The organism is Deinococcus yavapaiensis KR-236 (assembly GCF_003217515.1).
Classification (GTDB): Bacteria; Deinococcota; Deinococci; order Deinococcales; family Deinococcaceae; genus Deinococcus_A; species Deinococcus_A yavapaiensis.
The window spans coordinates 57443-84253 of the sequence record NZ_QJSX01000014.1; the positions used below are offsets into that span (position 1 = coordinate 57443).

The window sequence follows — 26811 nt, forward strand, 5'->3', positions numbered from 1 at the left end:
ACTTCGCAGACGGTAAGGTGGCGGGCATGTCTTCGTCCGCGTCCGCGTCGTCTTCGAGTCCTCTCGTGGGAATCGGGTGGGCGCTGCTTTCAGCGTTCGCCTTCTCGACCTTGGGGATCTTCGCGAAGCTCGCGCCGTCCGTGGGCCTCACCTCGGAGACGCTGCTGACGTGGCGCTTCGGTATCGCGGCCTTGGCGCTGTTCACGCTGGGATTTGGGCGTGGCGTGGCGTGGCGCGAACGACTCGTGATGTTGGCGTTCGGGCCGATTTACACGCTTCAAACGGCGCTTTACTTCGCGGCGTTGTCGCGCATCTCGGCGGGAACGGCGGCCTTGCTGCTGTATCTCGCTCCGGCGTTCGTGGTGGTGTACGCGTGGATGCTGGGGCGCCGTCCGGGAGCGGCGCAAGTCGGCGCGGTGGCGTTGACGCTCGTGGGATTGGCCGTGGTGATCGGTCTGCCGAGCGATTCGGACCGTGGCGCGAGCGGACTGCTGCTGGGCGTGCTGACGGCGATGTGCTACGGAGCTTACCTGCTGGGCAGCGAACGCTATTTGGGGCGCCTCGCGCCGTTCACGGTGACGGCGCACGTGGCGCTGGGAGCGACCGTGGGATTCGGGCTGTTGGGAGCGGCGCAGGGACGCCTCGACGTGCCGAGCAGCCTGGAAGCTTGGGGAGTCGTGGTGGCGTGCGTGATCTTCCCGACGCTGTTGGCGCTGCCGTCTTTGTTCGCGGCCATTTCACGTCTCGGCGCGGCGCGAGCGTCGATCATCGCGACGACGGAGCCGGTGTGGACGGCGGTGCTGGCGGCGCTCGTGTTGGGCGAGGCGTGGGGTACGGGTCTGTTGGTGGGCGGAGCGTTGATTTTGCTGGGCGCGGTCTTGGCGCAGTGTCCGGGCCGCGCGAGGTGACTTCAGCTCGTCTCGCCGTGTGCGGTGAGGACGAGCGTGCGCGGTCCGCCGTCGTCGCGGTGCTCGCACAGGTAGAGACCTTGCCACGTGCCGAGCCCGAGGCGGCCGTTCGTGATCGGCAAGGTGAGACTGTCGCCGATCAGGACGGCTTTGACGTGCGCGGGCATGTCGTCGGGACCTTCGAGTTGGTGTTCGAAGGACGACGTGCCGTCGGGCACGAGCCGCGTGAGAAAGCGTTCGAGGTCGCGTCGAACGTCGGGTGAGGCGTTCTCGTTGAGGGCGAGGGAGGCGGACGTGTGACGCAGAAAGACGTGCAGCAGACCGACGCGCACGGTGCTCAGTTCGGGAAGGGCGGCGAGGACGTCGCGTGTGACGAGATGCACGCCGCGCGACTTGGCGGGCAAGGTCAGGGTCGTCTGAAACCACGGCATGCGTTCAGTTCAGCACGGTCGGGTAGGGTGAGGTATGAGGCTGTTGTCGGCGAAAGGTCATGCGCTCGTGGATTGGCTCACGGCGCCGCTTCTGGCGCTCGCGGTGCAACGAGCGAGGCTCTCCGAGCCCGCGCGGTCGTCGGCGCTCATGTTCGTGCCGCTGATTCTGCTGGCGGTGTCGACGACGAGGACGCCGTTGGGAGTCGTGCGGATCGTGCCGCTCCGTCTTCACGGTCGAGCGGAGATCGCCAGCGTGGTCGTTCAGTTCGCTCTGCCGTGGCTGCGTGGGTTTTCGTCGGATCGGCGCGGGCGGAATTTCATGCTGGGGTTCGCGGCGTACAACTTCGCGGTGTGGCTCGCGACGGATTGGGGCAGCACCGAGGGGAAATGAAAAGCGGCCATTCCTGGCCGCCGATGTCATACAAGATAGCGTGGTATGCGCTATGAGTCAAATTGATTCAGGCAGTTGTGACTCGACCTTGGCGTGGGAGTACATTCCCTTTGGCAGCCGTGATTCGAAAGCGCGGAGCCGATTCTGCCAAGCAAGCCGTTCCCGCTCGTCACGTAGACGGCTTTGATAAGGAACCGCCGAACTCTGCGAGGGGCTCGGGCGGTGGGTTCTCTTTGGGCACGAAGCCTTTCGGCCTCCTTCGACCCCTTGTACGAGCACCTCCGCTGAGGGCATAGAGAGCGTTAAGGCACCAAACTCCTGCCTCGTGGGTGTTCGAAACTGGTAGTGGTTTGCCGTCAGCTTTTGACGGTGAGCGGGAGGACGCATGACGCAGACACGCGACAGCATCAACGACATTTGGGGCGCCCGCACCCCGCACGGTGCCGACGCATCTTGGCCCGAGCGCGTCGACGAGCACATCACCGACACGCCGGACCGCTGGGTGCGAGGAACCTGTGTGCTGTGCTCCAATGGGTGCGGGCTCGACATCGGCGTGAAGGACGGACGCATCGTCGGCGTGCGCGGCCTCGCCACGGACGTCACCAACAAGGGGCGCCTCGGCCCCAAGGGGTTGCACGGCTGGGTCGCGAACAACGCCGAGGACCGCCTCACCCGGCCCCTGATTCGCCGGGACGGACGACTTCAGGAAGCCACTTGGGACGAGGCGATGGAGCTCGTCGTGCGCCGCTCGAAAGAGATCGTCGAGCAGCACACGAGCGGCGCGGTCGGCTTCTACACCTCGGGTCAGCTCTTCTTGGAGGAGTACTACACGCTGGCCGTGATCGGCAAGGCCGGGCTGGGCACGCCTCACATGGACGGCAACACGCGGTTGTGCACGGCCACCGCCGCCGCCGCCCTCAAGGAGTCGTTCGGGTCGGACGGGCAGCCGGGCGCGTACGAGGACCTCGACGTGACCGACACGATTATGCACGTCGGGCACAACGTCGCCTCGCAGCAGACGGTGTTGTGGATGCGCATCCTCGATCGACTCGCCGGGCCGAATCCACCGAAGCTCATCGTGATCGACCCTCGGCGTACCTTCACCGCCGAGAAGGCCACCGTGCACCTCGCGCCGAGGGTCGGGACGAACGTGGCGCTCCTCAACGGTCTCATTCGTCTCGTCATCGAGGCCGGAGCGGTCGACCGGGACTTCCTCGACGCGCATACCGTCGGATACGACGCGCTGAAGAAGACCGTCGAGACTTACACGCCCGAGCGGGTCGAGGAGCTCACGGGCGTGCCCGCGCGTGACGTGCGCGCCGCCGGGGAGATCCTCGCGACGACGCGTACCCTCGTCTCCACGGTGCTGCAAGGCGTGTACCAGTCCATGCAGGCGACGGCCGCCGCCGTGCAGGTCAACAACCTGCACCTCGTGCGCGGCCTCATCGGAAAGCCGGGCAGCGGCATCTTGCAGATGAACGGTCAGCCCACGTCGCAGAACACCCGCGAGACGGGCGCGGACGGCGACCTGCCCGGCTTTCGCAACTGGGGTAACCCCGATCACATCCGTCAGCTCGCCAAGCTTTGGAACGTCCCGGTCAACAAGATTCCGCACTGGTCGCCGCCGACGCACGCGATGCAAATCTGGCGGTACTGCGAGACGGGCAGCATCAAGTTCTTGTGGATCCAGGCGACCAATCCTGCCGTGTCCTTGCCGGAGTTGGGTCGAATCCGCCGCATCCTTCAGAAGGAAGACTTGTTCGTGGTCGTGCAGGACGCGTTCATGACCGAGACCGCCCGCCTCGCCGACGTGGTGCTACCCGCCGCGATCTGGGGCGAGAAGACCGGCACCTTCACGAATGTGAGCCGCACCGTGCACATCTCGTGCAAGGCCGTCGAGCCGCCCGGTGAGGCCCGGAGTGACCTCGACATCTTCTTGGACTACGCGCGCCGCATGGATTTCCGCGATCAGGACGGCTCGCCGCTGATTCGCTGGGACGACGCGCGGGGCGCCTTCGAGGCGTGGAAGGAGTGCACGCGTGGCCGACCTTGCGACTACACGGGCTTGACGTACGAGAAGCTTCTGGCGGGCAGCGGCATTCCCTGGCCCGTGAACGAGCGTCACCCTGACGGGACTCTGCGGCTTTATACCGACGGCGTCTTCCCCACCGGGGCGGACGAGGCGGAAACATACGGGCAGGACTTCGACACGGGCGCTTCCGTCACGGCCGAGGAATACCGCGCGAACGACCCGAAGGGCCGCGCGCTCATCAAGCCCGCCGAACACCAGGAACCGCACGAGGTGCCCGACGACGCGTACCCGCTATGGTTCACGACGGGACGGCAGGTCTATCACTTTCACACGCGCACGAAGACCGGCCGGGCGCGCGCCTTGGCGGAGGCGGCGCCGGACGCGTTCGTGCAGCTTTCGCAGGAGGACGCCCAACGGTACGGCATCGAGCAGGACGACTGGGTGCTCGTGGAGTCCCGCCGAGGCGCGATCATCGAACGGGCGCGGATCGGGAACATCGAGCCGGGCCTCGTGTTCGTTCCGTGGCACTACGGCTCTTGGGACGATCCGAGCCGTCCGCGCGCCGCAAACGAGCTGACCCTCACCGAGTGGGATCCCGTGAGCAAGCAGCCGCACTACAAGTACGCGGCGGTGCGGATCAGTCGGTACGACGCGAAGGACGCCTTGCCTCCCATGGGCCTGATGAGCCGCACGATCGACGCCGCGCGTGGTCTGATCGGGAGGCACGGCGACGAGGCGGCGTCCGCGAAGTCCGAATTCGCGCGTCCGAAGACGACGCAGAGGGTGGACGGATGAACGGACGGAGCATGCACGTCGGCAATTACCTCGGCCTCGTCCACGGCAGCGAGGAGCGATTGGTGGACGTTCTGCGCAAAGTCGCTCGGCATCATCGAGACGAACCGGACGTCGAGCAGACTTGCTTGCTGCTCGCCGCGTGGTCCGAAAAGCACCTGAAGTTCCTCCGGCCCCTCGTGGAGAAGTACGGCGAGGAAAAGAACCCCGAGCCCGACGACTTGGAAGTCGCGCTGTTCCACGGGCCGCGCACCGGCAGTTTGGGCTTGCTTCGCGATCTGCACGACTTGTGGCTTATGTCGAACGAGGTGCAGCTTTGCTGGACGGTGTTGGAGCAGGCCGCGCAGGCGTTGCGTGACGACGATCTCGAACGCGTCTGCAAGGAGTGCGGCAAGGAGACGAAGCGTCAGACGGCGTTCTTCCTGACGCGCATCAAGCAGGCCGCGCCGCAAGCCCTCGTGGTGGCTTGAGGATGGCGCGCCTTGCCGTTCGAACGGCAAGGCGCGAAGAAGTCGGAGGGCGCGGCGCTCCTCTCGCCGCGCCCTGTGGTGGTGCACGAAGCGATTCGCGAGGAAGGCGAGAGAGGAACTCGGGCGCTCTACCCGCGCGCTCGGCTTGGATCTCGCGGCAAACTTGTCGATGGCTTCTCTTCGGTACGGAGGGCCTGACGACGGGCGCGTTGTCCTTTTGCTGGATGCCTTGACTACGACGCTGCTCGGGAACATCCTGGGCGGCGTCGAAGCACGCGCAGGTCGCGGCGGGCGAGCAGAAGGAGACGCTTGAGCGCCGTTCGCCCCGAAGAAGCCCGATGACTCAGCGTGGTGAGCAGTGCCCGACGACCCCGACGGGCAAGCCTCGTCGGGGCCGTCTCTTTGGGGTGCGGAGCGGTCGTCGCCAAGTTATTCCAACTGCATGCCCATCGCGTTGTAGCCCGCGTCGACGTACGTGACTTCACCCGTGATGCCGCTCGCCAAGTCGGACAGCAGGAAGAGGCCGAGTTTGCCGACTTCCTCTTGGGTGGCGTTGCGACCGAGCATGCTCATGGCGGCGGCCTTTTCGTACATGCTGCCGAAGCCGGGGATGCTTCGCGCGGCGACCGTGCGCATGGGGCCGGCGCTGATGGCGTTGACGCGGACGTTCTTCTTGCCGAGCTCGTACGCGAGGTAGCGGGTGCTCGCCTCCAGGGCAGCCTTGGCGATCCCCATGACGTTGTACTTCGGCACGACCTTTTGCGAGGCGTAGTACGTCAAGGTGACGATGGCGCCGCCGTCACGCAAGAGCGGCTCGGCATGCCGAGCGACGGACACGAGGCTGTACGCGGAGACGCTCAGGGCCGTGTTCCAGTCTTCGGGCGTCGTGTCGATGAAGCGGCCGTCCATGGCCGGTCTCGGCGCGAACGCCACGGAGTGGACGATGTAGTCGAGCCCGCCGAACTCTTCTCGGACGCGTTCGAACAGTCGTGCGAGGTCCGCTTCGACCGTGACGTCGCACTGCTCGGTGAAGGTGTCGGAGTGCGGCGCGGCGAGCTTTTCGATGTCGGCGCGCAAACGCTCGCCTTGGTAGCTGAAGGCGACCTTGGCGCCCGCCTTGATGAGCTGCTCGCCAATCGCCCAGCCGAGAGAGCGGGCGTTCGTCACGCCGAGCACGAGGGCCGTCTTGCCGGTGAGGTCGATGCCGATCATGCGCGCACTGTACCATCCGTCGCGATTCTCGTCGTGCGCCCTCCTCGAGGGCCGGGAAGACGACGTTCGTTAGAGTTCGGAGAGAGTGAAGCCCTTAAACTGATGATCATGTGGCTTTTCGCGCCGAACTTGAACGTCACGCACGGCTTTTCTACGCGTCACGGCGGCGTGTCGAGCGGACCGTTCGCGTCTCTCAACCTCGATGACCGTGAGGATGACGCGGCGCTCGTGACCGCGAATCGCGAGCGCGCCCTGAGGGCGCTGGACGTGGACGGGCGGATCGTGGCCCGCTTGCATCAAGTGCACGGAACGGACGTGCGAGTGGCAAGTCCTGGCATCCAGGAGGGGGACGCGCTCGTGACCGACGATCCGCGCTTCGTGCTGACGATCATGACGGCCGACTGCTACCCGATTCTGCTGGTCGACGAAGCGGCGGGCGTCGTTGGGGCCGCGCACGCGGGCTGGCGAGGGACGCTCGGCGGGGTGGCGGCGAGAACGGTGGAGGCGATGGAAGGGATGGGAGCACGGCGAGAGCGGATCGTCGCGGCGATCGGTCCGGGCATTTCGGCGCCACGGTACCCGGTCGGGGAGGACTTGGCGCGTTCGTTCGAAGGAGCGTTCGGCGAACAGGTCGTGCGCTGGCGTGACGGCGTGCCGCACCTCGACCTCGCGCGCGCCAACGTGTCGGTGCTGGAAGGGGCGGGGGTGGAGGCGGCGCGGGTGTGGACGTGCGAACGCTGCTCGACCGAACCCGACTTCTTCTCGTTTCGGCGCGACGCTGGACGCACGGGAAGGATGTGGAGCGTCATCACGCCGAATCCTTCACTTCTTATGAAGGAGCAGCCCGTAGAATGAACCTTGTCTTTATGGTTGTCGTGACATCTTCCACCGAGGACGTGGCATGAGCTTGCTGCGACCCCAACTCATCATCGATCACGTCACGGAAATCACGCCGAGCTTTTTGGCATCGCGTGGTCTGCGCGGCATCATCCTCGACCTCGACAACACTCTCGTCGCGTACGGCTCTTACGAGCACGATCACGCGATGCAGGCGTGGGCGAGCGCGCTGCTCAAGGCGGGCGTGCGCTTGTACTTGCTGTCGAACGCGCGACGTTCACGCGTGCGCTTCTGGTCGGGACACTTCGGCTTCGCGGGCAAAGGCTTGGCGAGCAAACCGATTCCGCGCGGATTTCGGAAGGCGGTGCGTCACATCGGCCTTCAGCCGACCGAAGTGGCGATGGTGGGCGATCAGTTGTTCACGGACGTCCTCGGCGGCAACCTCGCCGGGATGTTCACGATTCTCGTGCGGCCCCTCGCCGACAACGCTTTGCCGCACACCAAGCTCGCGCGCCGCTTCGAGCGACTCGTGTTGAGTCGCTATCAAGATTTGCTGCCCCGACCGGTGCCTTCGTCGCATCCATCTTCTCTCAAGTCCGCGCGGCGCGCGGAGTGGCCGCATCGGAGGTCTTGAATCGTGGCTCTTTCCATTGGTGACCGTCGTCTCGGCGCGATTTTGCTCGAGCAGGGGTACGTCAACGACTCGGACTTGCAGCGTGCGCTCGATCGTCACAGCGAGGTCGGCGGACGTTTGAGCGACATCCTGATCGACGCGGGGATGGTCGGCGAGCGGCGCATCGCGCGCGCCATCGAAGAAGCGCTCGGGATTCCACTCGTGAACTTGTCGGTTCTGCAGCCGTCTGCCGAAGCGCTGGCGTCCCTGCCCGCCGCCGGAGCGCAGCAGCATCAAGCCGTGCCGTTCGCCCTCGCGAGCGGCACGTTGCGCGTCGCGTTCGTCGATCCGCTCAACTCGCTCGCCGTGGAAGCCGTGGAGGACGAGACGGGGTACATCGTCGAGCCCTACCAAGCGCTGCGCGAGCAGGTGATGTGGGCGCTCGCGACGTTCTACCCGGAGTTGGGCTTGCAAGTCGCGCCTCCCGAAGAAGTGAAGGAGGCCGCGCACGAACGGCTCGGCGCGCGCCTCGTTCGGCGCGGCTACGTCACGCAGCGCGAGTTGGAAGCGGCGCTGGAGGCGCAGCAGCAAAGCGAGGAGTCGCTCGGGCAGATTCTCGTGAAGCTCGGTTCGATCTCTGAGGAGCAACTGTACCAGATGCTCGCGGAGCAGGCGGGCGCGATCTTCATTCGCAATCCGCGCGATTACGAACCCAGCGAGGCGTTGCTGGGCCTGCTCTTGCGGGCGGACGCGCTGCGTTTGTCGGCGGTGCCGATCGAGGAGCAGGGCGGCGTCGTCACGATCGTTACGTCGGATCCGCGCAAGCGCGACGACATCGAAGCGGCGATCGGCAAGCCGGTGCAACTCGCGCTCGCTCGTCCGAACGACATCGAGAGCCTCATCGAGCGGCTGTATCCGCAGCGAGGCCGCCTCGGCGAGACGCTCGTGCAGCAAGGGTCGCTGTCGCGCGCGCAGTTGCGAGACGCGCTGCAGGTGCAGGCGCGCGAAGGCAAGGTCAAACCGCTCGGGGAAGTCATCGTGGAGCTCGGTTATGCCGGCTCGGAGGAAGTCGATCAGGCGCTGCAACGGCAGCACTCGGGCGGTGGACGCCTGGAGGACACGCTCGTCCAGTCGGGCAAGATCAGCCCGGAGATGCTCGCGCGCTCGCTCGCCGTGCAGCTCGGCTACGAGTTCATCGACCCGAATCAAGCGATGCCCGATCCGTCCGTGGCGCTGCTCGTGCCGGAAGCAACGGCGCGCCGCTACACGGTGGTGCCCATTCGCATGGAGGGCAGCGCGCTCGTCGTGGCGATGAAAGATCCGCGCAACGTCTTCGCCCTCGACGATTTGCGCCTCATCGTGGGCCGCGAGATCGTCCCGGCGGTCATGGCCGAGAAGGAGATCACGCGCCTCATCGAGCGTTACTTCGGCTCGTCGGACATGGCCAAGCTCAACAAGGAGCTCGCCGCGAACGCCAAGGCGAAGGAAGTCGCGCGCGAAGAAGTCGACTTGTCCGTGCTCGACGACAACGCGGTCGTGCGCGTCGTGGACAACATCATTCGCGAGGCGGCGCTGCAGGACGCGTCGGACGTTCACATCGAGCCGTCGGAGACCTCGGTGAAGGTCCGTCTGCGTGTCGACGGAACGTTGCGCGAATATCAGGAGTTGCCCAAAGCGGCCGCTCCCAGCATCGTCGCGCGCATCAAGATCATCGGCGGACTCGACATCGCCGAGCGCCGCGTTCCGCAGGACGGCCGCGTGCGTTTCAAGCGTGGCTCGATCGACATCGATCTTCGTCTCTCGACCTTGCCTACGGTGTACGGCGAGAAGGCCGTGATGCGCCTCTTGCAAAAGGCGAGCAACATTCCCGAAGTCGAGCAGCTCGGCTTCTCGGAGCACAACTTCCAACGCTTCATCGACATCATCGAAAAGCCGTACGGCATCTTCCTCATCACCGGTCCGACCGGCTCGGGCAAGTCGTTCACGACCTTCTCGGTCCTCAAGCGCATCGCGACGCCCGACGTGAACACCACGACCGTCGAAGACCCCGTCGAGTACGAGATTCCCGGCATCAACCAGACGCAGGTGAACGTCGCGGCGGGCTTGACGTTCGCGCGGGCTTTGCGATCGTTCTTGCGTCAAGACCCCGACATCATCATGGTCGGCGAAATTCGTGACTCGGAAACGGCGAAGATCGCGACGGAAGCGGCCCTCACGGGACACCTCGTGATCGCGACGCTGCACACCAACGACGCGCCGGGCGCTGTGACGCGCCTCGAGGAGATGGGCGTCGAGACGTTCAACATCTCGGCGGCGCTCATCGGGGTGCTGGGACAGCGTCTCGTGCGCAAGATCTGTGCGGACTGCAAGATCGAGACGACGCCCGATCCCGAGGTGCTGCGCAAGCTGGGCATCGACGAGACCGCGCTCACCACCGGCAAGTTGTACCGAGGCGCGGGTTGCCCACGCTGCAACGGCACGGGTTACCGTGGACGAATGGCGATTCACGAATTGATGGCCGTCGACGAGCCGGTGCGCCGCGCGATCGTCGCCGGGAAGTCGGCCACGGACATCCGCGACGTCGCCAAGTCCGACTCGGCGATGAGGACGCTGCGGGAAGACGGGCTGGAGAAGGCCTTGCAAGGTCTGACGACGCTCGAAGAGATTCTCGGCAACACGAACGCCTGATTGACCCTGGTTCAAACGGCCCGCTTGGCGAGCACGAAGGAGACACAGCATGATGAAGCCTCAAGGAGACATCACCGACATTTTGAGGGTCGCGACCGATCGGGGTGCCTCGGACATCATCTTGACGGTCGGCTTGGCGCCGCAGTTCAAGATCCACGGATCGTTCATGTCCTTCGACTTCGGTCCGCTCGAAGGAACGGATACCCGCAAGTTGATGTACTCGATGATGAACGAAAAGCAGCAGCGCACGTTCGAAGAGCGCCGCGAGCTCGACTTCTCGTTCGCCCTGGGCGGTCGAGCGCGCTTTCGCGTGAACGCCTTCATGCAGCGTGGCAGCGTCGGCGGCGTGATGCGTCTCATTCCGACGCAGATCAAAAGCGCCGAGGACCTCGACTTGCCGAAGACGATCGTCGACGTCGCGAATTCACCGCGCGGTTTGGTGCTCGTCACGGGCCCGACCGGTTCGGGCAAGTCCACGACGCTCGCCGCGATGCTCGATTGGATCAACACCAACAAGAAGATGCACATTGTCACGATCGAGGACCCGATCGAATTCTTGCATCCGCACAAAAACTCCATCATCAATCAGCGTGAAGTGGGCGGGGACACGCAAGATTTCAGCATGGCGTTGCGCGCGGTGTTGCGCCAAGCGCCCGACGTGATTCTCGTCGGAGAAATGCGCGACTACGAGACGATCAAGGCGGCCGTGACGGCGGCCGAAACGGGTCACCTCGTGATGGGGACGCTTCACACGAACTCGGCGCCCGAGTCCATCGACCGTATCGTGGACGTCTTTCCCGAAGAGCAGCAAGCGCAAATCCGCGTGCAACTCGCGAACAACCTCGTAGCGATCATGACGCAACAACTCCTGCCCCGCCTCGACCAAGACGGCCGCGTTCTCGCGTACGAGTTGCTCATCGCCAATCCGGCGGTGCGCGCGCTTATTCGCGAAGGCAAGACGTACCAGATCACGTCGGTGATGCAAGCCGGTGGGCAGCAGGGCATGGTGACGATGGACGCTTACCTGGCGCGTTTGTACCGCAAGCGGATGATCAGCTACGACGTCGGCTTGGAGCGCTCGGTGGACGCCAAGGAGTTCGCGCGGCTCGTGTCGGACGGAACGACCGGAGCGACCACATCGACCGCCGCTCCGCGTCCCGCGGCCTCGACGACAACGACGCAGCCCTCGTCGACGTCCAATCCGTACGGTCGACGCTGAACGTCCTCGCCTTCTTGGCGGTAATGCAAGGGACCCTCAAGAAGTCTTGAGGGTCCCTTGCGTCGCTCGCGACTCGCGCGCCGCATACTCGGCGGCATGACACAACCCGGACCGACTTCTCCGATTCACGATCCGCCGTCCACGCCGACTTTGCCCGAGCGCACGCCGTCGATCGAGGACGCTCCCATTCCGGCGATCGATCCGCCTTCGAATCCGGACACGCCGGGATTGCCCGGTGAAGCGCCGACGCGCACGCCCGGCATTACCGTTCCGTCACCCGTGCCGATTTGATCGAGGCTCCTCGGGCCGTACGGGTGCGGGGCGCTCCGCTCGACGGGGCGAACCGAGTTCCCGAAACTGCCCGTGCGCTCTTTCCAGGCAAGGCGAGAAACGAGAGGCCGGATGTTTCTCGCCTCCTTTGCCGATCGGCGAGTTGCCGTCACGTCGTCCGAGTGGTTCCTCGTTGCCGTTGAACGCGATCGGCCTCCGCGCTCGCCATGGCGAGCGCGGAGGCCGATCGTGGGCGTTCACTCTGCGACGTACGTCTTTTCGATGGGCATACCGACGGCGTTGCCCCACTCGGTCCACGAGCCGTCGTAGTTCGAGACCTTCGGGTACCCGAGAAGTTGCGTCAAGACGAACCACGAGTGGCTGCTGCGCTCGGCGATGCGGCAGTACGCGATGACTTCCTTGTCGGGCGTGACGCCTTGCGGCTCGTACAGCGCGCGCAGTTCCTCGGGCGTCTTGAAGGTCCCGTCCTCGTTGACCGTCTTGGCCCAGGGAATGTTGCTCGCACCGGGAATGTGACCGCCGCGCAGCACGCCTTCTTGCGGGTAGTTCGGCATGTGCGTGACCTTACCGCTGAATTCGTCGGGGCTGCGCACGTCCACCATGGCGCCCGCGCCCGCGCGGACCTTCTCGATGTGCGCCTTGACTTGATCGCGGTACGCGCGGATGCTTTCGTCACGTTGCCCGGCGGGGTACTGAGTCGGCTCGACGCTCGGCGTCTCGGTAGAGAGGGGGCGGCCTTCGGCGACCCACTTTTGGCGGCCGCCGTTCATGAGCTTGACGTTGGTGTGCCCGTTGTATTGAAAGAACCAGAAGGCGTACGCGGCCCACCAGTTGCTCTTGTCACCGTACAAGATCACCGTGGTGTCGGGCGTGATGCCGAGGCGTCCCAGGAGTCCCGCGAACTCGTCGGGTTGGATGAATTCGCGCATGACGGGATCCCAGAAGTCGAGTTGCCAGTCGATCTTGACGGCACCTTCGACGTGGCCCGTCTCGTACAGCAAGATGTCCTCGTCCACTTCGACAAGGCGAAGCCCGGGATCGCCGCGATGCTGCTCGACCCAGTCGGTCGAGACGAGCACGTCCTTCACGTAGTTCGATTGCGTTTGCGTCATGAATGATTCCTCCCTCGCGCATTGTAAACAGGATTTCAGGAAGTTGACAGAAGTTGTCAATTACAATCCACGCACGGTCCCCTCCCCCGCTCGCCTTGTACACTCCTGTTCATGACCGACGCCGCCATGCCCGCCAAACTCGACGGGATCGTCAAGATGTTCAAGAGCCTTCCGAAAGGAATGCGTTTACAAGCCCTGTTAGAGTACTCCAAAAAGCTTCCCGCCTTGCCCGCCGAGTACAAGGACCATCCCGAGCGCATGGAGCAGGTGCCCGAGTGCGTCAGCCCGTTCTTCCTCGCCACCACGGTCGAAGGCGGCCACGTGAACATGTACTTCGACGTTCCCGCCGAAGCGCCCACCGTGCGCGGGTTCGCCAGTATCCTCTCCGAAGGGCTCGGCGGCGGCTCGCCTCAAGACGTCCTGAACGTTCCCGACACCTTCTACTACGACATGGGCCTCTCCGATCTCATCACGCCGAACCGACTCAACGGCATGCACGCGATCTTGCGGCGCCTCAAAAACCAAGTGCGCGAGCACGCGTAACCCGCCTTCACCTTCCCCTGGCCCGCACATGAGCGAGAAGCGGGACAGTGGGAAGGCGCCATGACCGACTCTCTCACTCCCTTGCAAGCGCGCCGCGCCGCCCGTCGTCTCGCCCGCCAAGTGTTCGGCTACCGCAACTTGCGGGCGGGACAGGAAGACGCCATCAAGAGCGTCCTCGAAGGGCACGACACCCTCGCCGTGATGCCGACGGGCAGCGGAAAGAGCGCCATCTACCAAATCGCCGCGCTGTCGCTCGATGGCCCGACGATCGTCGTCTCGCCGCTCATCGCCTTGCAGCGCGATCAAGTGGACTCGCTGCAAGAGCTGCAGGAAGACGGCAGCAGCGCGGCCCTTCTGAATTCCACGCTCTCGGCCTCCGAGCGGGCGCAAGCCTTGCGGGCCTTTCAAGCGGGAGAGTTGGAGTTTTTGTTTCTCGCGCCCGAGCAGCTCACGAACGACGAGACGGTCGCGTGCCTCAGGGCCTCGAATCCCAGTTTGTTCGTGGTGGACGAAGCGCACTGCGTCTCCGAGTGGGGATTCGACTTCCGGCCCGACTACTTGCGGCTCGGCGCGGCTATCGAGGCGCTCGGTCATCCGCGGGTGCTCGCCCTCACGGCGACGGCCGCGCCGCCCGTGCGCGCCGAGATCGTCGAGCGCCTCGGCATGATCGAGCCGCGCGTCATCGTGAGCGGCTTCGACCGTCCGAACCTCACGTTGTGCGTGACGGAATTCGAGCAGGACGCGTTGCGCCGCGACGCCGTACTGAAGTTCGTGCAAGGCGCCGAGAAACCCGGGCTCGTGTACGCGGCGACGCGCAAGAAAGCCGAGGAACTCGCCGAGGCGCTGAGCTCGCGCGGTCTGCGTTCGGCGGCGTACCACGCGGGCATGAAGGCCGCCGACCGTGACGCCGTGCAGCGCGGCTTCATGGCGGACGCCTTCGACGTGATCGTCGCGACGACGGCCTTCGGCATGGGAATCGACAAGCCGAACGTACGCTTCGTCGCGCACGCGGACTTGCCGGGCAGCCTCGACGCTTACTACCAGGAGATCGGACGCGCGGGGCGCGACGGCGAGCTTGCCACCGTGCACTTGTTCTTCACCCACGCCGACACGAAGCTGCGCAAGTTCTTCGCGTCGGGCGGTTTGCTCGCCGCCGATGACTTGCAGCATCTGCTGAGCATCCTCGAAGACGAGGGGCGGCCGGTCGCGCCTTCGCGCCTCTCGGAAGAGACGAGCTTCTCACAAACGAAGCTGACGTCGGCCCTCACGCGCCTCGAGGAGGTCGGCGCCATTCGCTTCACGGAGGACGGGGCCGTGGAGGTGCTCGAAGGCGTCGAGTCCACGGAGGCGGCGCAAGCCGCGTCCACGGCGCAGCACGCCCGCAAGGAGTACGAGCGGTCGCGGTTGGAGATGATGCGCGCGTACGCGGGCACGAGGGGATGCCGCCGCGCGTTCCTGCTGGGGTACTTCGGCGAAGCGTTCGAGCCGCCGTGCGACCGCTGCGATACTTGCCGTTCGGGGCGGCGTGTCGAAGCGGACGAGAACGCCGAGTTCGGCGTTGGTGAGCGCGTGCGGCACAAGACGCTCGGCGAAGGACAAGTGACGCTCGTGGAATCCGGCAAGGTGACGGTGCTGTTCGACGAGCACGGGTATCAAGCGCTCGCGCTGAAGTTCGTGCGCGACAACGAACTGCTGGAGGTGCTCGACGCGTCCAACGAGGCCGTGTGAGCGGCGTCGGGATGTCGAGCGGTTCGAGCAGGTGGCGAGGTCACTCGCGAAAGGGGCGGACTCATCCGCCCCTTTCTTGTCAGGACGTGGCGTCCTCGCGAGCCTCGTGGGCGACGCCCCGCTCGAACTTCGGAATGCGGGCTTGAATTTCCGGCGGGAAGGTGAGGCCCGCGTAGAGGTCGTCGAGGTGAGCGTCGTGGTTGTTGGGAAGGATCGGGAAGTTCTGGCGCTTGGTGTACTCCACGACCTTGCCGCGCCTCGGAGGCGGTTCGCCCTCGACGCTCTTCATGACTTCGCGCGCTTCCTGCTCACCGAGGTTGCGCTTCAAAAGCATGAGGGTGTCGTCGGCCGACAGGAAGTACTGCGCGACGGTCGCGAAGATTTTGCGGCCGTACGGTCCGATGTCTTGTCCCATTTCGAGGGCTCCGACGAGGTGGGCCATGAAGCGGTTGCTCTTGAGGGCTCTGCGTTCGTTCGACATGTGACCTCCTTCGCGCTCACGGTAGGCGCCCCGCGCGGCTTCGTGCGTAAACGCGGCGTGATGACGTCTTGAGGCTTGCTGGCATCATGCCGTCGCGCGTGGTATGAGGAGGTATGACATCGCTTCGTTGGGGATTTTTGGGCGCCGCGCGCATCGGTCACGCGCTCGCTCCGGCCGTGAAGAACGCGGGGCACGTTTTGCAGGCGGTCGCGGCGCGCGACGTGAATCGGGCGCGCGAGTTCGCCGGGAGGTACGACGTCGCCCGCGCGTACGGCAGCTACGACGAGTTGCTCGCCGACCCCGAAGTCGACGCGATCTACAATCCTTTGCCGAACGACGCGCACCTGCCGATGACCGTGGCGGCGTTGGAGGCGGGCAAACACGTCTTGTGCGAAAAGCCGCTCGTGATGAACGCCGAGGAGGCGCGCGCCCTGCGCGAGGCGAGCGAGCGTACGGGGAAGCTGGTGCTGGAAGCGTTCGCGTACCGCTTTCATCCGGGCTTCGAGCGAGCGCGAGAAGTCGTGGCGTCGGGCGCCTTGGGAGACTTGCGGCTGGGGCACGCCTTGTTTTGCTTCACCCTCGATCGCCCGGACGACTTTCGCTGGAGCGCCGAGAAGGGCGGCGGCGGCTTGTACGACGTGGGGTGCTACTGCGTGAACGGATTGCGGATGCTGCTGGGGCGCGAGCCGACGCGGGCGTCCGCTTTTCAGCGTTTGGAGCGTGGCGTGGACGGAACGTTGTCGGGGCTGCTGGACTTCGGCGAGGCGAGCGCCACCGTGAACTGCGGTCAGGCCGCGTCGTACCAGCAGCGCCTCACGCTCGTCGGCACGAACGGCTCGATGGTCTTCGATCACGCCTTCACGAGCAAGGGCGGCGGGCACACGTTGCGGGTGAACGGCGAATCGGAGACGATCGAGCACGCCGACGCTTACCAGCGCATGGTGGAGCACTTCGGTCGGGCGGCGCACGGCGTGGAGCCGTTGCGTTTCACGATGGACGATTCCGTCGCGCAGGCGCGCGTGCTCGACGCCTTGTTCGCGAGCGCCCGCCAAGGGCACACGGTAGACGTTTGACGTCGGTCGGCTGAGAAGACGGCCTGCACTTCTCCGTGCAGGCCGTCTTCCAAAGTTCGCTCAATCGTCTTTTTGGTGGCGGTATTGCTGGATGTGATCGTAGACGCTTTCGGGAAAGTCGAGGTCGCGGTACACGTTGCCTTCGTCGGGATCGTCCACGTTCGGCAAAATCGGGAAGTCCTGCTTTTGCATGTACTCCAAGATCTTCTCGCGGCGCGGCGGATTGTAGTCGTGCTGCTCGACTTGCTTCACGAGGTCGCGCGCTTCGTCCTGTCCGAAGTCGTGGTCGTTGGCGAGCTTGCCCACGAGTTCGTCTTCGTTCATGAAGTGGCGGCCTACGATCGCGAACACGAGGCGACCGTAATGCCCGATGTCTTGCCCTTCGTCGAGCGCGTCGAGCAGGTGGGACATCATGTGGTTCTTGCGCAAATCTTCAATCGCCATAACTTTTCCTCCTCAGTTAGCCTAAAGCGTAATTATGGCGCGTCGGTGGCAGGGTTCTGAGGAGCACTTCACGCCCGTCTCAAGCTGAAGGGAACCTCTGCGATGCAAGAAGGCGACGTCGGCGTTCCTTCACGCCGCGTCACGTCGCGGCTACTACGCTGCCAACATGGATTGGGAGAGACTCAGACGCAGCACGAACGTCCAAGACCGCCGTGGTGGCGGTCTCGGCGGTGGACTCGCGATTGGCGGCGGCGGCGCCTTGCTCATCGCGCTCGTGTCGTTGCTGTTCGGCGCGAACCCGGCGGATGTCCTCAATCAACTCGGCGCGGGCGGATCGCAATCGGGCGGGCAGTACGAGCGCACGCCAGAGAACGACCGTCAAGCGGACTTCGCCGCGCGAATCCTCGGCAGCACCGAGGACGTGTGGAGCGGCATCTTCCAGCGCAGCAACAAAACCTACACCCCGACTCAACTCGTGCTGTTCGACGGCGTGGACTCGTCGGCGTGCGGTTCGGCGAACGCCGCGACGGGCCCGTTCTACTGCCCGTCCGACCAAGACATCTATCTCGACCTCTCGTTCTTCCGTCAACTCGAACAGCTCGGCGGATCGGGCGACTTCGCGCGGGCGTACGTCATCGCGCACGAAGTCGGACATCACGTGCAACAGGAACTCGGCATCGAACAGCAAGTGCGCAGCCAGCAAGCAGGGCTGTCGCAAGCGGGCGCGAACGCCTTGTCGGTTCGCTTAGAGTTGCAAGCGGACTGCTTCGCGGGCGTGTGGGGCCACGGCGCGTCGGACATCGCCAACCTCACCGACGCCGATTACCGTCAAGCGATCAACGCCGCCGCCTCAATCGGTGACGACCGCCTGTCGGGCGGACGCGCCACGCCCGATTCGTTCACGCACGGCTCGTCGCAACAGCGCGTCACGTGGTTCCAGCGCGGGTTGGAAAGTGGCGATCCCAACAAGTGCGACACCTTCGCGCAGTAACGCCCGCCTCGGCGTCCCTCCGCTCACCTCTCTAAAGTTCGTTGGTCCGTTCATCACCCGCGCTTCGAAGCGCGGGTGTCACCTTGAGGCATGCAAGTCATCCGGCCCTCGTCGTGGAGCGAACTGCAAGACGTCTTGTACGAAGGCGCGTGGAATCCGTCGCTGCGCCGCTTTCGCTCGCCCTTCGCGTACCGTGGCGTGTCCGACGCGCGCTACTCGCTCCGCACGAGCCTCGCACGCCTCGGTGGAACGCCACGCGACTTGGAGCGCCACTTGCTGCGGGCGTTTCGGCGTTACGCGTACACGAGCGTGCAAGAGCGCGAGTCGTACTGGCATTGGCTGGCGCTCGGACAGCATCACGGCCTTCCGACGCGTCTGCTCGACTGGTCGTACTCACCCCTCGTCGCCCTGCACTTCGCGACGGCGAGCATCGAGAAGTTCGACACGGACGGCGTCGTCTGGATGGTGAACTTGTCCCAGGCGAACGCGTCCTTGCCCGAACCGCTCGCGCGGCACCTCGCCGAGGACGGAACGGACGTGTTCACCGTGGAAAGCTTGACGTCCTTTTCGCGTCGTCACGCCCGCGAGCGCGATCCGGACGCCATGACCTTCGACGTGCAGGTGCTCGAGGATCTCGAACGCACGTCTGACGAACCGTTCCTGCTGTTCTTCGAACCGCCGTCGATCGACGAGCGCATCGTGCAGCAGTACGCGCTCTTCTCGCTGCTTTCCAATCCTGCCACGGCTTTGCAAGACTGGCTGAGCGACCACGAGGACGTGTATCGTCAAATCGTCCTTTCGGCGGACCTCAAGTGGGAGGTTCGCGACAAGCTCGATCAGGCCAACATCAACGAGCGCACGCTGTTCCCGGGGTTGACGGGGCTCTCCACGTGGCTCAAGCGGTATTACCTTCCGCGCGACGCGGACGAGGACGCAGACGAGGACAAGGAATCCGGCGGCCCCCGGGACGCGAACGAAACTTGAGGAAGTTGCCATCCGATCGAGCGGGCGCGTCCCTACCCTGACGTCATGACGAACGACACCGAACGAGACGAAGCGCGGCAAGGCAAGTCGGGCGGCGACGACGTCGCGCGCCGAGAACGTGAACTCGCACACGGCGAAGTGCCCGACCGCTCGGAGACGGGCGGCGGACCGAGCCTCGGCGTGACGACCGACGGCCGTACCGGGCCCGGTCACAGCACGGACAACGGCCCTAAGAGCACTTTGCGTGTCGAGCATGACTTCAGCGGCGACGGCAATCTCGCCGACTCGGGCAAGGACCGCGACCTCGTGGATTTCGCCGACAAGGCGAGCGAGAGCGGCGAGTAAGCATCACCAGCGCATGAGGCGCAGGGCGTCGTCGAACGTCGACACGCCCTGCGCCTCTAGCATCAACGTTCGTCCCAGCGTCAAGGCGAGGCGCTCGGCGACGGCGCGCGCCTCGGGGTTCTCGATGCCGTCAAGGTCCGAGACGTGCGCGAAGCCGACCGTACGCCGAATCATCTCGCAGCCCGCGAAGCCGACCGTGTCGCGCAGCACTCCTTGCAAGAAGGCGTCTTGAAAGGCGGGAGAGTTCCATGACGGCGACTCGGCCTTCGCGAGCCGTTCACGAAAGTCCGCCTCGAACGTCGACCACATCGACCGTCCTTCTTGCAGAAGGTACGAGCGGAATTCGGCCCTCGCCGCGCGGTGCTCCGTGCGAACTTCGTGCGCGCACGCGCTCAGCAAGAGGTTGGCGAGGAAAAGGCCGAGGTCGAAGCCCATCGGGCCGACGAAGGCGAACTCCGAGTCGATGACGCGGTGGTCGTCGCCGAGCGACATCACGCTGCCCGTATGCAAATCGCCGTGCAAGAGAGCTTGGGCGCTCGTCAGAAAGGTGAGCTTGAGGCGCGCCGCGTGTGCCCGCAGCGACTCGTCGCCCTGCAAGTCGCGCACGTCGTTCGCGACGAGGTCGTTGAAGCGGTTGCGCTCCGCTGCTTCCGAGAACGGCTCGGTGAAGACGAGGTCCTCGGTGATGCGGCACAACTCGGGATTGTCGAAGTCTCCGACGAGGCGGCGCTTCTCGTCGCTCGGCAAGGCGAAGTCCGACGTGTCGAACAGGGTGGCGGCCAGAAAGCGTCCCATCGCCTCTCCGAGCCCCGGCAGGACGCGCCTCTCGTTGAGCAGGCCGCGCACGACGCGGTGCTCGCGCAAATTCTCCATGACGCTCAGGGCCATGACGTCGTCGTGCCAGAAGGGGCGGGGCACGAAGTCGGGAGCACTCTCGAAAAAACGCCGCAAGGACCGCGCCTCGTAATGCGCTCGCCGCGTCGACAGGGGCCAGCCTTCGCCCGCGACACGAACGTACGGCAACGCCTGCTTCACGAGCAGGCTTCGCGAAGGGCGGTCCCGCTCGGCGACTTGAAACACGAGGTTGAGGTTGCCGTCGCCGACTTCACGCACCGACAAGTCCGCCGTGAGGTCCAGCAGGTCGGCACTTTCGGAACGCGACCGCAAGTACGCGACGACACTGTCGAGGCTGAGCGGTCGGTACGCTCCGAACGACACGGCGTCCGTCACTTCGCCGCCTCCGACTTCAACGACTCCAAGAGGGCGCGCGTTCGCGGAGCCCGCCCGTCCTCGACGGTTCGCACGTCGCTGAGCAGGGTGCGCAGGTCATCCTCGACGTCGAGGTCGTACCACGAGGCGACGTCCACGAGGTGCAGTCCGCCCTCACGGGCCCGCTCGCGCGTCTGGTCGGCGACGACCTCCGTGCTCCACGCGATGCGCTGAAACAGAACGTCGTGCAGGTGCTTCATGCCGAGCAGGTAGTAACCGCCGTCCGTCACCGCTCCCAGGACGACGTCCACGTCGGGTCGTGCCAGCGCGTCGAACGCGCTTTGCACGTGCGCGCGCGGCAAGCTGGGGTTGTCGGTGCCGATCAGAACGACCGCGCGGGCCCCTGTGTCGAAGGCCGCCCGAAAAGCCGACACGAGGCGCGCTCCGAAGTCCTCGCCGAGCTGCGGGGCGAGGGCGAAGTCGGGGGCGAGCGCCGTGAAGAAGCTTCGCGCCTCCGGCGTGGGCGGAGCGAAGCTCAGCAAGGGACTCGCCGCGCACGACCTCACGAGGTCGAGCGTGTCGAGCAAGGCGCTTTCGTACACGCGGGCGGCGACGTCGGGGCCGAGGGTCGCGGCGATTCGCGTCTTGACCTCGCCCGCGCGAGGACGCTTCGCGACGACCACAAGGGTACGTCGATCCGCGAAGTTCTCGTGGTCGGGCCCGAGTTCGCTATCGTGAGCAGGCATGGACATCGTGATGATACCCTCCGCGTCCGCCGGCCTGGGCCACATCGGGCGCACCGCCGCCTTGGGAAGAGCTTTAACGAAGCTCGACGCGAGCATTCACGTCGAGTACGTCCTCAACGCCGACCGCCTGCGACCTCAATGCGAGGAGGCCGCGCGGGCGACCGGCTTTCCGACGCGCGTCATGGGCCACCGTCGGCCCGACAATCGCCGCGCCGTCGTGACCGAGGCGCTCGGTCACGCGGACGTCATCGTGGACGACACCCAAGGCGAGCTCATCCACATGAAGGCCTTGCTGCCGAAGGCTCGGTGGGTCCACATTCCGATGTTTCCCCTCGGCGACGAGCTGTTCATGAATTGGCCCGCCCTCACGCTCATCGACGGCTTGCTGTGGGCCTATCCGCCGGGGCTCGGCTTTCCCGACGAACTCTCGTTTCTCGGCGACCGAGCACGTCGCGTCGGGCCGTTTCTGAGCGTGAAGGACGTGCCGACGAAGGCGGCGGCCCGAACACGCTTCGGCTTTCGGCGCGGCGAGGAAGTGCTCGTCTACGCGCCGCGCGGCATGTCGTTCGGGCCGGAGTTCGGCGTGCGCGTGCTGAGCGCGGTCTTCGAGGGCGCGCGGCTTCGGCGCGAGAGCGGCGCCAAGGTTCGGCTCGTCCTCGCGGCGACGAATCCGCACGAACTGGCCTTCGCGGGCTTGCCGCCCGAGCTTCCCGAATGGGTGACGACCTTCGGCACGGTCGCGCCCGCCGACATGCTCGCCCTCATTCGCGCCGCCGACGTCGCCGTCACCGAGGGCAGCAACATGACGCAAGAGGCGGCGGCGCTCGGCACGCCGATTTTGATGGTGCCCGGCACGATCTACGAGACGTGGCTCATGGGCACGCGGTTGCTCGAACGCGGGGGAGCGCGGGTGCTGTGGATCGAGGACGTCTTTCCCCGGTCGGTCGCCGATCAATTCGCGGCGATTCTCGGCGACGAAGGCGAGCGCGGTCGGCTCGTGAAGACCGCCAAGGCGTTCGTCGGCGAGTCGGGCCACGAGAAGGCGGCGCGGGCCGTCGCGGAGATCGGGCGTGGCCCGAGGCGCGACGTGCCTCGCGACATGCTCGTTTAATCGGCGGCGAGGTCGGCTTCGGGCTCGAAGCGGCGAACTTGACGCGCGAGTTCCGCCGCGAGCGGCTCGAAGCGCTCGCGTTCGCCTCCTTCGTCGGCGTAGTTCCACAAGCCGTTGTGGCAGTGACGGTCATCGTCCCAGCCGGGGTGGTTGAGAATGGGATACCAGCACACCCCGCCGACGTCCACGCCGATCGACCGCGCGATCTCCACCTCGTCGCACACGTGGGCGAGCCACGCGGGTCGCTCGTCGCCCTCGCAGCCCGTCTCGGCGAGGAAGAGAGGGCGGCGAAAACGCTCGTGAACGTCGCGCAGCAGCGTGTGCAACGGGCGGTGCAGCTCGTCACCCGAAAAGAGGTTGACTTCCGGCGGCCCGCCCTCGCGGTGAATCCACTGGTTGTACGGGTAGTAGTTCAGCCCGACGATGTCGAGAAAGGACTCGTCGCCGCCGAGTTCGGGGGCGACCCGCCCGGCGAGCATGTCGAGCGCCTCGAACTGGTTGGCGTGGTGCCAGCGAGCGATCTCGTGCTCGTGGGGTCGCGCGGGATCGCCGACGATGTTGATGAGAGGCTCGGTGTGCACGAAGCGCGCGGCGGGCAGGACGGCCCGAATCTCGCGCATGGCGGCGACTGCGGCGAGGACGAGTTGCCGCTTGAGTTCCGGCGAGCGAAAGCTCGCGAAGGGATTGAGGTACGCCGAGTGACCGCCCACGAAGGCGAACCACGAGATTTCGTTGATCGGCGTGACGAGCGGCGCGAGGTCGCCCTCGGCCTTCAAAAGCTCCGCGAAGGCTCGGGCGAACCCCGCGAAGCGGTCCGGGAACTCTGCCGAGAAGAGATCGAGGTCGTCGGGCCAGCCGTAGTGGAAGAGGTCCCAGATGACCTCCACGCCGACTTCTCGCGCCGCTCGGTGCATCGGTAGGAAGCTCGAGAAGTCATACGTTCCGGGACGCGCCTCGACGAGGTGCCAGCGCAGGCCGTCGCGCGCCGCTCGAACGCCGACTTCCCTCAGGCGCTCGTAGTCCTGGCGCGCGAACGCGTCGTGCCGCGTGCTCGCCACGAGGTCGAGCCGCCGTCCCGAACGCAGGCGGTGCGACGAGCACTCGAAGCCGCCGAGGAAGAAGCTGCCGAACAACGAACGTCTCATGCCACGGATCGGGCGGCGAAGCGCTTCGCCGGGGCGGCGAATTCGTCTTGCGCGGCGACGAGTTGGATTTCGCGCGTGCCCGCCTCGTGCGTGAGTTCCAGCAAGCGGTAAAGGGCGGACACGGCGAGCTCGAGGCTGTCTCGCACGCTGCCCGTCTTGAGGTACTGCCCGAAGAACAGCGCGGCGATGGCGTCCCCGGTGCCGTTGCGCGGCGGATCGAGGGGCAGCAGCGGCGTCGAGACGAGCCACGCGCCTTGACCGGACACGGCGAGCGTCTCGATGTGTCCTTCCGGAGCGTCGTCACGCAAGAGGCTCGTGACGAGAACGACGTTCGGGCCACCTTGCCGAATGTGGGCGCGCAGGGTGTGCGCGGCGCTGAGGGCGTCTTCGAGCGTCTTCACGCTTCGGCCGGTGAGCAGTTCGAGCTCGAACTGGTTCGGCGTGACGATGTCCGCCTCGACGGTCGCGCGCTCTTTCATCACATCGGGCACTTCGGGGCGCACGAACACGCCGCGCCCCACGTCCCCCATGACGGGATCGCAGCAGTACAGCGCCCGCGGATTGGCTTCGCGGACGCGGCGAACGGCGTCGAGGACGGCCGAGACGGTGTTCGCGTCGCCCATGTAACCGCTCAGGACGGCGTCGCACGTTCCCAAGACGCCCCGCTCGGCGATGCCGTCCACGAGGTCGCGCATGGCGTCGGGCGAAAACACCTGCCCTTTCCACTGGCCGTAGCCGGTGTGGTTCGAGAATTGCACGGTGTGAATCGCCCAGACTTCGAATCCGAGGCGTTGCAGCGGAAAGACGGCGGCGGCGTTGCCGACGTGGCCGTAGCTCACCCAGGACTGGATCGAGAGGATGTTTCGCGGCAAGGTCGTGCTCACGAGGGGCATCATACGCTACGGGCGGCCTCGGGCGCGGCTCACCAAGGAAGCGTAGTCTGCGGTCATGCGCCGCTTGCTGCTCTGCCTCGCCTTCTCCTCGCTCGCGTTCGCCCAGACGCACGACCACTCGCCGCCGCCCTCGGCGCCTTCCACGTCCGCGCCCGTGGCGAGTCACGATCACTCCGTGCTGGGAGGCGAGCTCATGGCGAGCTTGGAGCGGCTCGACGGTCGGACGTTCGACCGCGCCTTCCTGAGCCTGATGATCGCGCATCACGAGGCGGCCAACGCCATGAGCGAGGACGTTTCGAAGAGCGCTCAAGACGCCAAGGTGCGGACGTGGGCGAACGAGGTGCTGCTCGCTCAGCGCGGCGAAGTGCGTGAGATGCGCGCCATGCTGGGCGACTTCGATCTCGGCGGTGTGGACGAGGCGCGTTACGCGGCGATGGCGGCCGACATGAAGCCGATGGTGGACGAGGTTCGAACGGCGCGGCAACTCGACGACGCGTGGGTGAGCGGCATGGCTCGCCATCACGCTCTCGGCATCGTGATGGCGACGGTCGCGCTCTCGAAGTCCGACAATACGCTGATTCAACTGCTGGCCCGCAACATCATCTTGCTGCAATCCAGGCAACTCGCCGAGTACCGGGCTTGGACGGCCGATTCCTGAGAACCGAGACGTCAGCTTGCCGTTAAGTGGGTTGGTATAGTAAAGAGATCGTGAACGACACGCTCATCTACGAACAGGACCAAGAGGTCCTTCACGCCATCCAACTGCAAGGAAACGCCACCGTCGCCGCGCTCGCCGCCCACCTCGGCTTGCCGGTGCTCAGCGTTCGCGCCAGCGTCAACCGCCTGCTGGTTCGCGGCCACATTCGCGGTCACAAGATCAGCGACGTCCGCGTCGAGTACCACAGCGCTTGAGACAACGAAGAGGAGGAGACGCTCGGCGAGCGTCTCCTCCTCTTGAAGCGGGAAAGGTCAGTCGTCTCGGCGCTTCGTCGGGACTTCCGGATTTTCGACGAATTCGGTCGGATCGAGTTCGCTGAAGCCGACTTCGGTCTCGAACTTCTCGATCTTGGCGTGCAGGCGCTTCACGTCTCCTTCGACGAGCCCGTAGTCGAACGAGTTCCAGATGGCCGTCTGCTGCGTTCCGTCGTTGTCGAACGTCGGCACTTCGCGCGTGCGCTTGATGCCGTCCTCCAACTGCTTTCGGCCCTCGATGCCGAGTTGACGAAACACGACTTGCATCACGTCGCGGCTGAAGTCACGCGGTCCGTAGATCCCGGCGCGGTACACCGTCTCGGCGAACTTGTCCCAATCCGGAACGAGGTGCGACGACGGCATGGCAAAGCCGCTGATGACCGTCTTGATCGCTTCGAGCGTGCGCTGCGGGTAGTAGTACAAGTACAGGCGCACGCCTTCGAGGAAGAAGTTGTAGTGCGCCGCCTCGTCCACCGCGATGACTTGCGCGACTTGCGCCAGCACGGGGTCCTTCACGTCGGCGAGGTGCGGCCGGTCGCTTTTGCCCTGCGCGATCTTCATGAGGTTGAGGTAGTTCAGCTGCGTGGCGCGCTCTTGAAACACCGTGTACACGAGGTTCGTGATGGCGTCCGGAAAGGGCAGCGTCCACTGCTGGCTGCGCAGGCGCTCCTTGTACTCGGCGATCCACTGCGGCGAGCGTTGACGCGAGAACAGCACCGCGTTTTCCCAGGCGTCGGCGTGCTTTTCCTCTTCGCTGCCCCAGCGCAATTGGAAGTGACTGCGCCCGTGGCTGCGCCGCACGAGGTTCACGAGTTCCGACGTGTAGTCGGGCGCGTACTGCTCCACCGCGAAAAAGCCTTGCACGGCGGTCGTGATTTCCGACGGCCAGTCTTGGGCCAGCTTGCGCCAATCGAAGCTCTTGTCGGGATTCCAATTACGCGTTTCTTGGCTTCGCGCCGTGTACCAACGGTACAAGCCCAGGAATGCTCGCTCGATGAGGCGGTCCTTCTCGGCGTTGGAAAGCAAGCCCGCAGGCTGTCGGCGACCGAGCGGGATGGCGGATGGGGGCATAATGTCAGTCACAGTCTTGCTATCGTACAAGACGAACGTCCGTCCTTTCGTGATTCGTGTAGGGAAAGTCCGTTCCAGA

At 65.4% G+C, this 26811-nt stretch carries 28 protein-coding genes; 18 read left to right on the top strand and 10 right to left on the bottom strand.

All coding sequences use genetic code 11. The features are described from left to right. Positions 1–26: 26 nt before the first annotated feature. Positions 27–908: a DMT family transporter gene (locus tag DES52_RS16310; RefSeq protein ID WP_110887892.1), complete on the top strand. Its 882-nt coding sequence runs from the start codon at positions 27–29 to the stop codon at positions 906–908. A gap of 2 nt (positions 909–910) precedes the next feature. Here the strand turns inward: DES52_RS16310 and DES52_RS16315 are convergent, their stop codons facing one another. Beyond that, complete coding sequence (locus DES52_RS16315; protein WP_110887893.1) at positions 911–1339, bottom strand: secondary thiamine-phosphate synthase enzyme YjbQ; 429 nt, start codon at positions 1337–1339, stop codon at positions 911–913. A gap of 34 nt (positions 1340–1373) precedes the next feature. Here DES52_RS16315 and DES52_RS16320 point away from each other — a divergent pair, with 34 nt between their 5' ends. From DES52_RS16320 to DES52_RS16330, 3 genes are all read left to right on the top strand, one after another. Further along, a complete protein-coding gene (locus tag DES52_RS16320) occupies positions 1374–1730 on the top strand; it encodes a hypothetical protein (protein ID WP_110887894.1) in 357 nt (118 codons plus the stop codon). A gap of 385 nt (positions 1731–2115) precedes the next feature. Next, a complete protein-coding gene (locus tag DES52_RS16325) occupies positions 2116–4557 on the top strand; it encodes a molybdopterin oxidoreductase family protein (RefSeq protein WP_110887895.1) in 2442 nt (813 codons plus the stop codon). 11 nt (positions 4558–4568) lie between these two features. Beyond that, positions 4569–5024, top strand: a complete 456-nt coding sequence (locus DES52_RS16330; RefSeq protein WP_110887979.1) for a molybdopterin oxidoreductase — start codon at positions 4569–4571, stop codon at positions 5022–5024. A 429-nt stretch (positions 5025–5453) separates the two neighbouring features. Here DES52_RS16330 and DES52_RS16335 read toward each other — a convergent pair whose 3' ends face one another. Next, positions 5454–6236 (bottom strand): enoyl-ACP reductase FabI, encoded by a 783-nt coding sequence (locus DES52_RS16335; RefSeq protein WP_110887896.1) that lies wholly within the window; start codon positions 6234–6236, stop codon positions 5454–5456. 108 nt (positions 6237–6344) lie between these two features. Here DES52_RS16335 and pgeF point away from each other — a divergent pair, with 108 nt between their 5' ends. From pgeF to DES52_RS16360, 5 genes are all read left to right on the top strand, one after another. Then, a complete protein-coding gene (pgeF, locus tag DES52_RS16340) occupies positions 6345–7091 on the top strand; it encodes a peptidoglycan editing factor PgeF (RefSeq protein WP_245901071.1) in 747 nt (248 codons plus the stop codon). 46 nt (positions 7092–7137) lie between these two features. Beyond that, positions 7138–7707, top strand: coding sequence for a YqeG family HAD IIIA-type phosphatase (locus tag DES52_RS16345; RefSeq protein ID WP_110887898.1), 570 nt, complete (start codon positions 7138–7140; stop codon positions 7705–7707). Between the two features lie 3 nt (positions 7708–7710). Then, positions 7711–10374 carry a type II/IV secretion system protein gene (locus tag DES52_RS16350; protein WP_110887899.1) on the top strand — a complete coding sequence of 888 codons (2664 nt, stop codon included), beginning with the start codon at positions 7711–7713 and terminating at the stop codon, positions 10372–10374. A gap of 49 nt (positions 10375–10423) precedes the next feature. Then, positions 10424–11593: a type IV pilus twitching motility protein PilT gene (locus DES52_RS16355; RefSeq protein WP_110887900.1), complete on the top strand. Its 1170-nt coding sequence runs from the start codon at positions 10424–10426 to the stop codon at positions 11591–11593. Between the two features lie 96 nt (positions 11594–11689). After that, on the top strand, positions 11690–11884 hold the full coding sequence (locus DES52_RS16360) for a hypothetical protein (protein WP_110887980.1): 195 nt from the start codon (positions 11690–11692) through the stop codon (positions 11882–11884). A gap of 236 nt (positions 11885–12120) precedes the next feature. Here the strand turns inward: DES52_RS16360 and DES52_RS16365 are convergent, their stop codons facing one another. Further along, positions 12121–12996 (bottom strand): sulfurtransferase, encoded by an 876-nt coding sequence (locus tag DES52_RS16365; protein ID WP_110887901.1) that lies wholly within the window; start codon positions 12994–12996, stop codon positions 12121–12123. A gap of 111 nt (positions 12997–13107) precedes the next feature. Between DES52_RS16365 and DES52_RS16370 the strand changes: the two genes are divergently transcribed. Then, positions 13108–13539, top strand: a complete 432-nt coding sequence (locus tag DES52_RS16370; RefSeq protein WP_110887902.1) for a SufE family protein — start codon at positions 13108–13110, stop codon at positions 13537–13539. A 60-nt stretch (positions 13540–13599) separates the two neighbouring features. Next, positions 13600–15267 (top strand): RecQ family ATP-dependent DNA helicase, encoded by a 1668-nt coding sequence (locus tag DES52_RS16375; protein ID WP_110887903.1) that lies wholly within the window; start codon positions 13600–13602, stop codon positions 15265–15267. A 79-nt stretch (positions 15268–15346) separates the two neighbouring features. Here the strand turns inward: DES52_RS16375 and DES52_RS16380 are convergent, their stop codons facing one another. Beyond that, positions 15347–15748, bottom strand: a complete 402-nt coding sequence (locus DES52_RS16380; protein ID WP_110887904.1) for a hypothetical protein — start codon at positions 15746–15748, stop codon at positions 15347–15349. Positions 15749–15861: 113 nt separating this feature from the next. Between DES52_RS16380 and DES52_RS16385 the strand changes: the two genes are divergently transcribed. Further along, a complete protein-coding gene (locus DES52_RS16385) occupies positions 15862–16821 on the top strand; it encodes a Gfo/Idh/MocA family protein (protein ID WP_110887905.1) in 960 nt (319 codons plus the stop codon). Between the two features lie 60 nt (positions 16822–16881). On the opposite strand, the gene DES52_RS16390 is transcribed toward DES52_RS16385, so the two are convergent. After that, positions 16882–17265 carry a hypothetical protein gene (locus DES52_RS16390; RefSeq protein ID WP_110887906.1) on the bottom strand — a complete coding sequence of 128 codons (384 nt, stop codon included), beginning with the start codon at positions 17263–17265 and terminating at the stop codon, positions 16882–16884. Between the two features lie 166 nt (positions 17266–17431). On the opposite strand from DES52_RS16390, the gene ypfJ reads away from it, so the two are divergent. From ypfJ to DES52_RS16405, 3 genes are all read left to right on the top strand, one after another. After that, positions 17432–18256 (top strand): KPN_02809 family neutral zinc metallopeptidase, encoded by an 825-nt coding sequence (ypfJ, locus tag DES52_RS16395; RefSeq protein ID WP_110887907.1) that lies wholly within the window; start codon positions 17432–17434, stop codon positions 18254–18256. Between the two features lie 90 nt (positions 18257–18346). Beyond that, a complete protein-coding gene (locus DES52_RS16400) occupies positions 18347–19240 on the top strand; it encodes an FRG domain-containing protein (protein WP_110887908.1) in 894 nt (297 codons plus the stop codon). Positions 19241–19285: 45 nt separating this feature from the next. Next, positions 19286–19585: a hypothetical protein gene (locus DES52_RS16405; protein WP_110887909.1), complete on the top strand. Its 300-nt coding sequence runs from the start codon at positions 19286–19288 to the stop codon at positions 19583–19585. Positions 19586–19588: 3 nt separating this feature from the next. Here DES52_RS16405 and mtnK read toward each other — a convergent pair whose 3' ends face one another. After that, complete coding sequence (gene mtnK, locus DES52_RS16410) at positions 19589–20815, bottom strand: S-methyl-5-thioribose kinase (protein WP_110887910.1); 1227 nt, start codon at positions 20813–20815, stop codon at positions 19589–19591. Beyond that, the gene (locus tag DES52_RS16415; protein ID WP_170131100.1) at positions 20812–21540 is read right to left on the bottom strand and encodes a TIGR04282 family arsenosugar biosynthesis glycosyltransferase; all 729 of its coding nucleotides are present in this window, start codon (positions 21538–21540) and stop codon (positions 20812–20814) included. The genes mtnK and DES52_RS16415 overlap by 4 nt, the downstream gene beginning before the upstream one ends. Between DES52_RS16415 and DES52_RS16420 the strand changes: the two genes are divergently transcribed. Then, positions 21539–22651 (top strand): glycosyltransferase, encoded by a 1113-nt coding sequence (locus tag DES52_RS16420; protein WP_110887912.1) that lies wholly within the window; start codon positions 21539–21541, stop codon positions 22649–22651. The genes DES52_RS16415 and DES52_RS16420 overlap by 2 nt on opposite strands. Here DES52_RS16420 and DES52_RS16425 read toward each other — a convergent pair. Beyond that, entirely contained in the window at positions 22648–23796 is a 1149-nt protein-coding gene (locus DES52_RS16425) for a glycoside hydrolase family 1 protein (RefSeq protein ID WP_110887913.1), read from the bottom strand. The genes DES52_RS16420 and DES52_RS16425 overlap by 4 nt on opposite strands. Then, a complete protein-coding gene (gene pdxY, locus DES52_RS16430; RefSeq protein WP_110887981.1) occupies positions 23793–24689 on the bottom strand; it encodes a pyridoxal kinase PdxY in 897 nt (298 codons plus the stop codon). Before pdxY ends, DES52_RS16425 begins: the two co-directional genes overlap by 4 nt. A 55-nt stretch (positions 24690–24744) precedes the next feature. Between pdxY and DES52_RS16435 the strand changes: the two genes are divergently transcribed. Further along, positions 24745–25347 (top strand): DUF305 domain-containing protein, encoded by a 603-nt coding sequence (locus DES52_RS16435; protein WP_110887914.1) that lies wholly within the window; start codon positions 24745–24747, stop codon positions 25345–25347. A gap of 50 nt (positions 25348–25397) precedes the next feature. After that, the gene (locus tag DES52_RS16440; protein ID WP_110887915.1) at positions 25398–25601 is read left to right on the top strand and encodes a MarR family transcriptional regulator; all 204 of its coding nucleotides are present in this window, start codon (positions 25398–25400) and stop codon (positions 25599–25601) included. 57 nt (positions 25602–25658) lie between these two features. On the opposite strand, the gene DES52_RS16445 is transcribed toward DES52_RS16440, so the two are convergent. Beyond that, entirely contained in the window at positions 25659–26744 is a 1086-nt protein-coding gene (locus DES52_RS16445) for an acyl-ACP desaturase (RefSeq protein ID WP_110887916.1), read from the bottom strand. Positions 26745–26811 lie beyond the last annotated feature (67 nt).

Bases quoted from the DNA above. Each gene is read 5' to 3' on its own strand.
- DES52_RS16370 (WP_110887902.1), top strand. From the start codon at position 13,108: ATGACCGACGCCGCCATGCCCGCCAAACTCGACGGGATCGTCAAGATG.
- DES52_RS16360 (WP_110887980.1), top strand. From the start codon at position 11,690: ATGACACAACCCGGACCGACTTCTCCGATTCACGATCCGCCGTCCACG.
- DES52_RS16400 (WP_110887908.1), top strand. From the start codon at position 18,347: ATGCAAGTCATCCGGCCCTCGTCGTGGAGCGAACTGCAAGACGTCTTG.
- DES52_RS16345 (WP_110887898.1), top strand. From the start codon at position 7,138: ATGAGCTTGCTGCGACCCCAACTCATCATCGATCACGTCACGGAAATC.
- DES52_RS16335 (WP_110887896.1), bottom strand. From the start codon at position 6,236: ATGATCGGCATCGACCTCACCGGCAAGACGGCCCTCGTGCTCGGCGTG.
- DES52_RS16320 (WP_110887894.1), top strand. From the start codon at position 1,374: ATGAGGCTGTTGTCGGCGAAAGGTCATGCGCTCGTGGATTGGCTCACG.
- DES52_RS16375 (WP_110887903.1), top strand. From the start codon at position 13,600: ATGACCGACTCTCTCACTCCCTTGCAAGCGCGCCGCGCCGCCCGTCGT.
- DES52_RS16415 (WP_170131100.1), bottom strand. From the start codon at position 21,540: ATGCCTGCTCACGATAGCGAACTCGGGCCCGACCACGAGAACTTCGCG.
- DES52_RS16420 (WP_110887912.1), top strand. From the start codon at position 21,539: ATGGACATCGTGATGATACCCTCCGCGTCCGCCGGCCTGGGCCACATC.
- DES52_RS16405 (WP_110887909.1), top strand. From the start codon at position 19,286: ATGACGAACGACACCGAACGAGACGAAGCGCGGCAAGGCAAGTCGGGC.
- DES52_RS16385 (WP_110887905.1), top strand. From the start codon at position 15,862: ATGACATCGCTTCGTTGGGGATTTTTGGGCGCCGCGCGCATCGGTCAC.
- ypfJ (WP_110887907.1), top strand. From the start codon at position 17,432: ATGGATTGGGAGAGACTCAGACGCAGCACGAACGTCCAAGACCGCCGT.
- DES52_RS16315 (WP_110887893.1), bottom strand. From the start codon at position 1,339: ATGCCGTGGTTTCAGACGACCCTGACCTTGCCCGCCAAGTCGCGCGGC.
- DES52_RS16325 (WP_110887895.1), top strand. From the start codon at position 2,116: ATGACGCAGACACGCGACAGCATCAACGACATTTGGGGCGCCCGCACC.
- DES52_RS16310 (WP_110887892.1), top strand. From the start codon at position 27: ATGTCTTCGTCCGCGTCCGCGTCGTCTTCGAGTCCTCTCGTGGGAATC.
- DES52_RS16355 (WP_110887900.1), top strand. From the start codon at position 10,424: ATGATGAAGCCTCAAGGAGACATCACCGACATTTTGAGGGTCGCGACC.
- DES52_RS16330 (WP_110887979.1), top strand. From the start codon at position 4,569: ATGCACGTCGGCAATTACCTCGGCCTCGTCCACGGCAGCGAGGAGCGA.
- pdxY (WP_110887981.1), bottom strand. From the start codon at position 24,689: ATGCCCCTCGTGAGCACGACCTTGCCGCGAAACATCCTCTCGATCCAG.
- DES52_RS16425 (WP_110887913.1), bottom strand. From the start codon at position 23,796: ATGAGACGTTCGTTGTTCGGCAGCTTCTTCCTCGGCGGCTTCGAGTGC.
- DES52_RS16380 (WP_110887904.1), bottom strand. From the start codon at position 15,748: ATGTCGAACGAACGCAGAGCCCTCAAGAGCAACCGCTTCATGGCCCAC.
- DES52_RS16365 (WP_110887901.1), bottom strand. From the start codon at position 12,996: ATGACGCAAACGCAATCGAACTACGTGAAGGACGTGCTCGTCTCGACC.
- pgeF (WP_245901071.1), top strand. From the start codon at position 6,345: ATGTGGCTTTTCGCGCCGAACTTGAACGTCACGCACGGCTTTTCTACG.
- DES52_RS16390 (WP_110887906.1), bottom strand. From the start codon at position 17,265: ATGGCGATTGAAGATTTGCGCAAGAACCACATGATGTCCCACCTGCTC.
- DES52_RS16435 (WP_110887914.1), top strand. From the start codon at position 24,745: ATGCGCCGCTTGCTGCTCTGCCTCGCCTTCTCCTCGCTCGCGTTCGCC.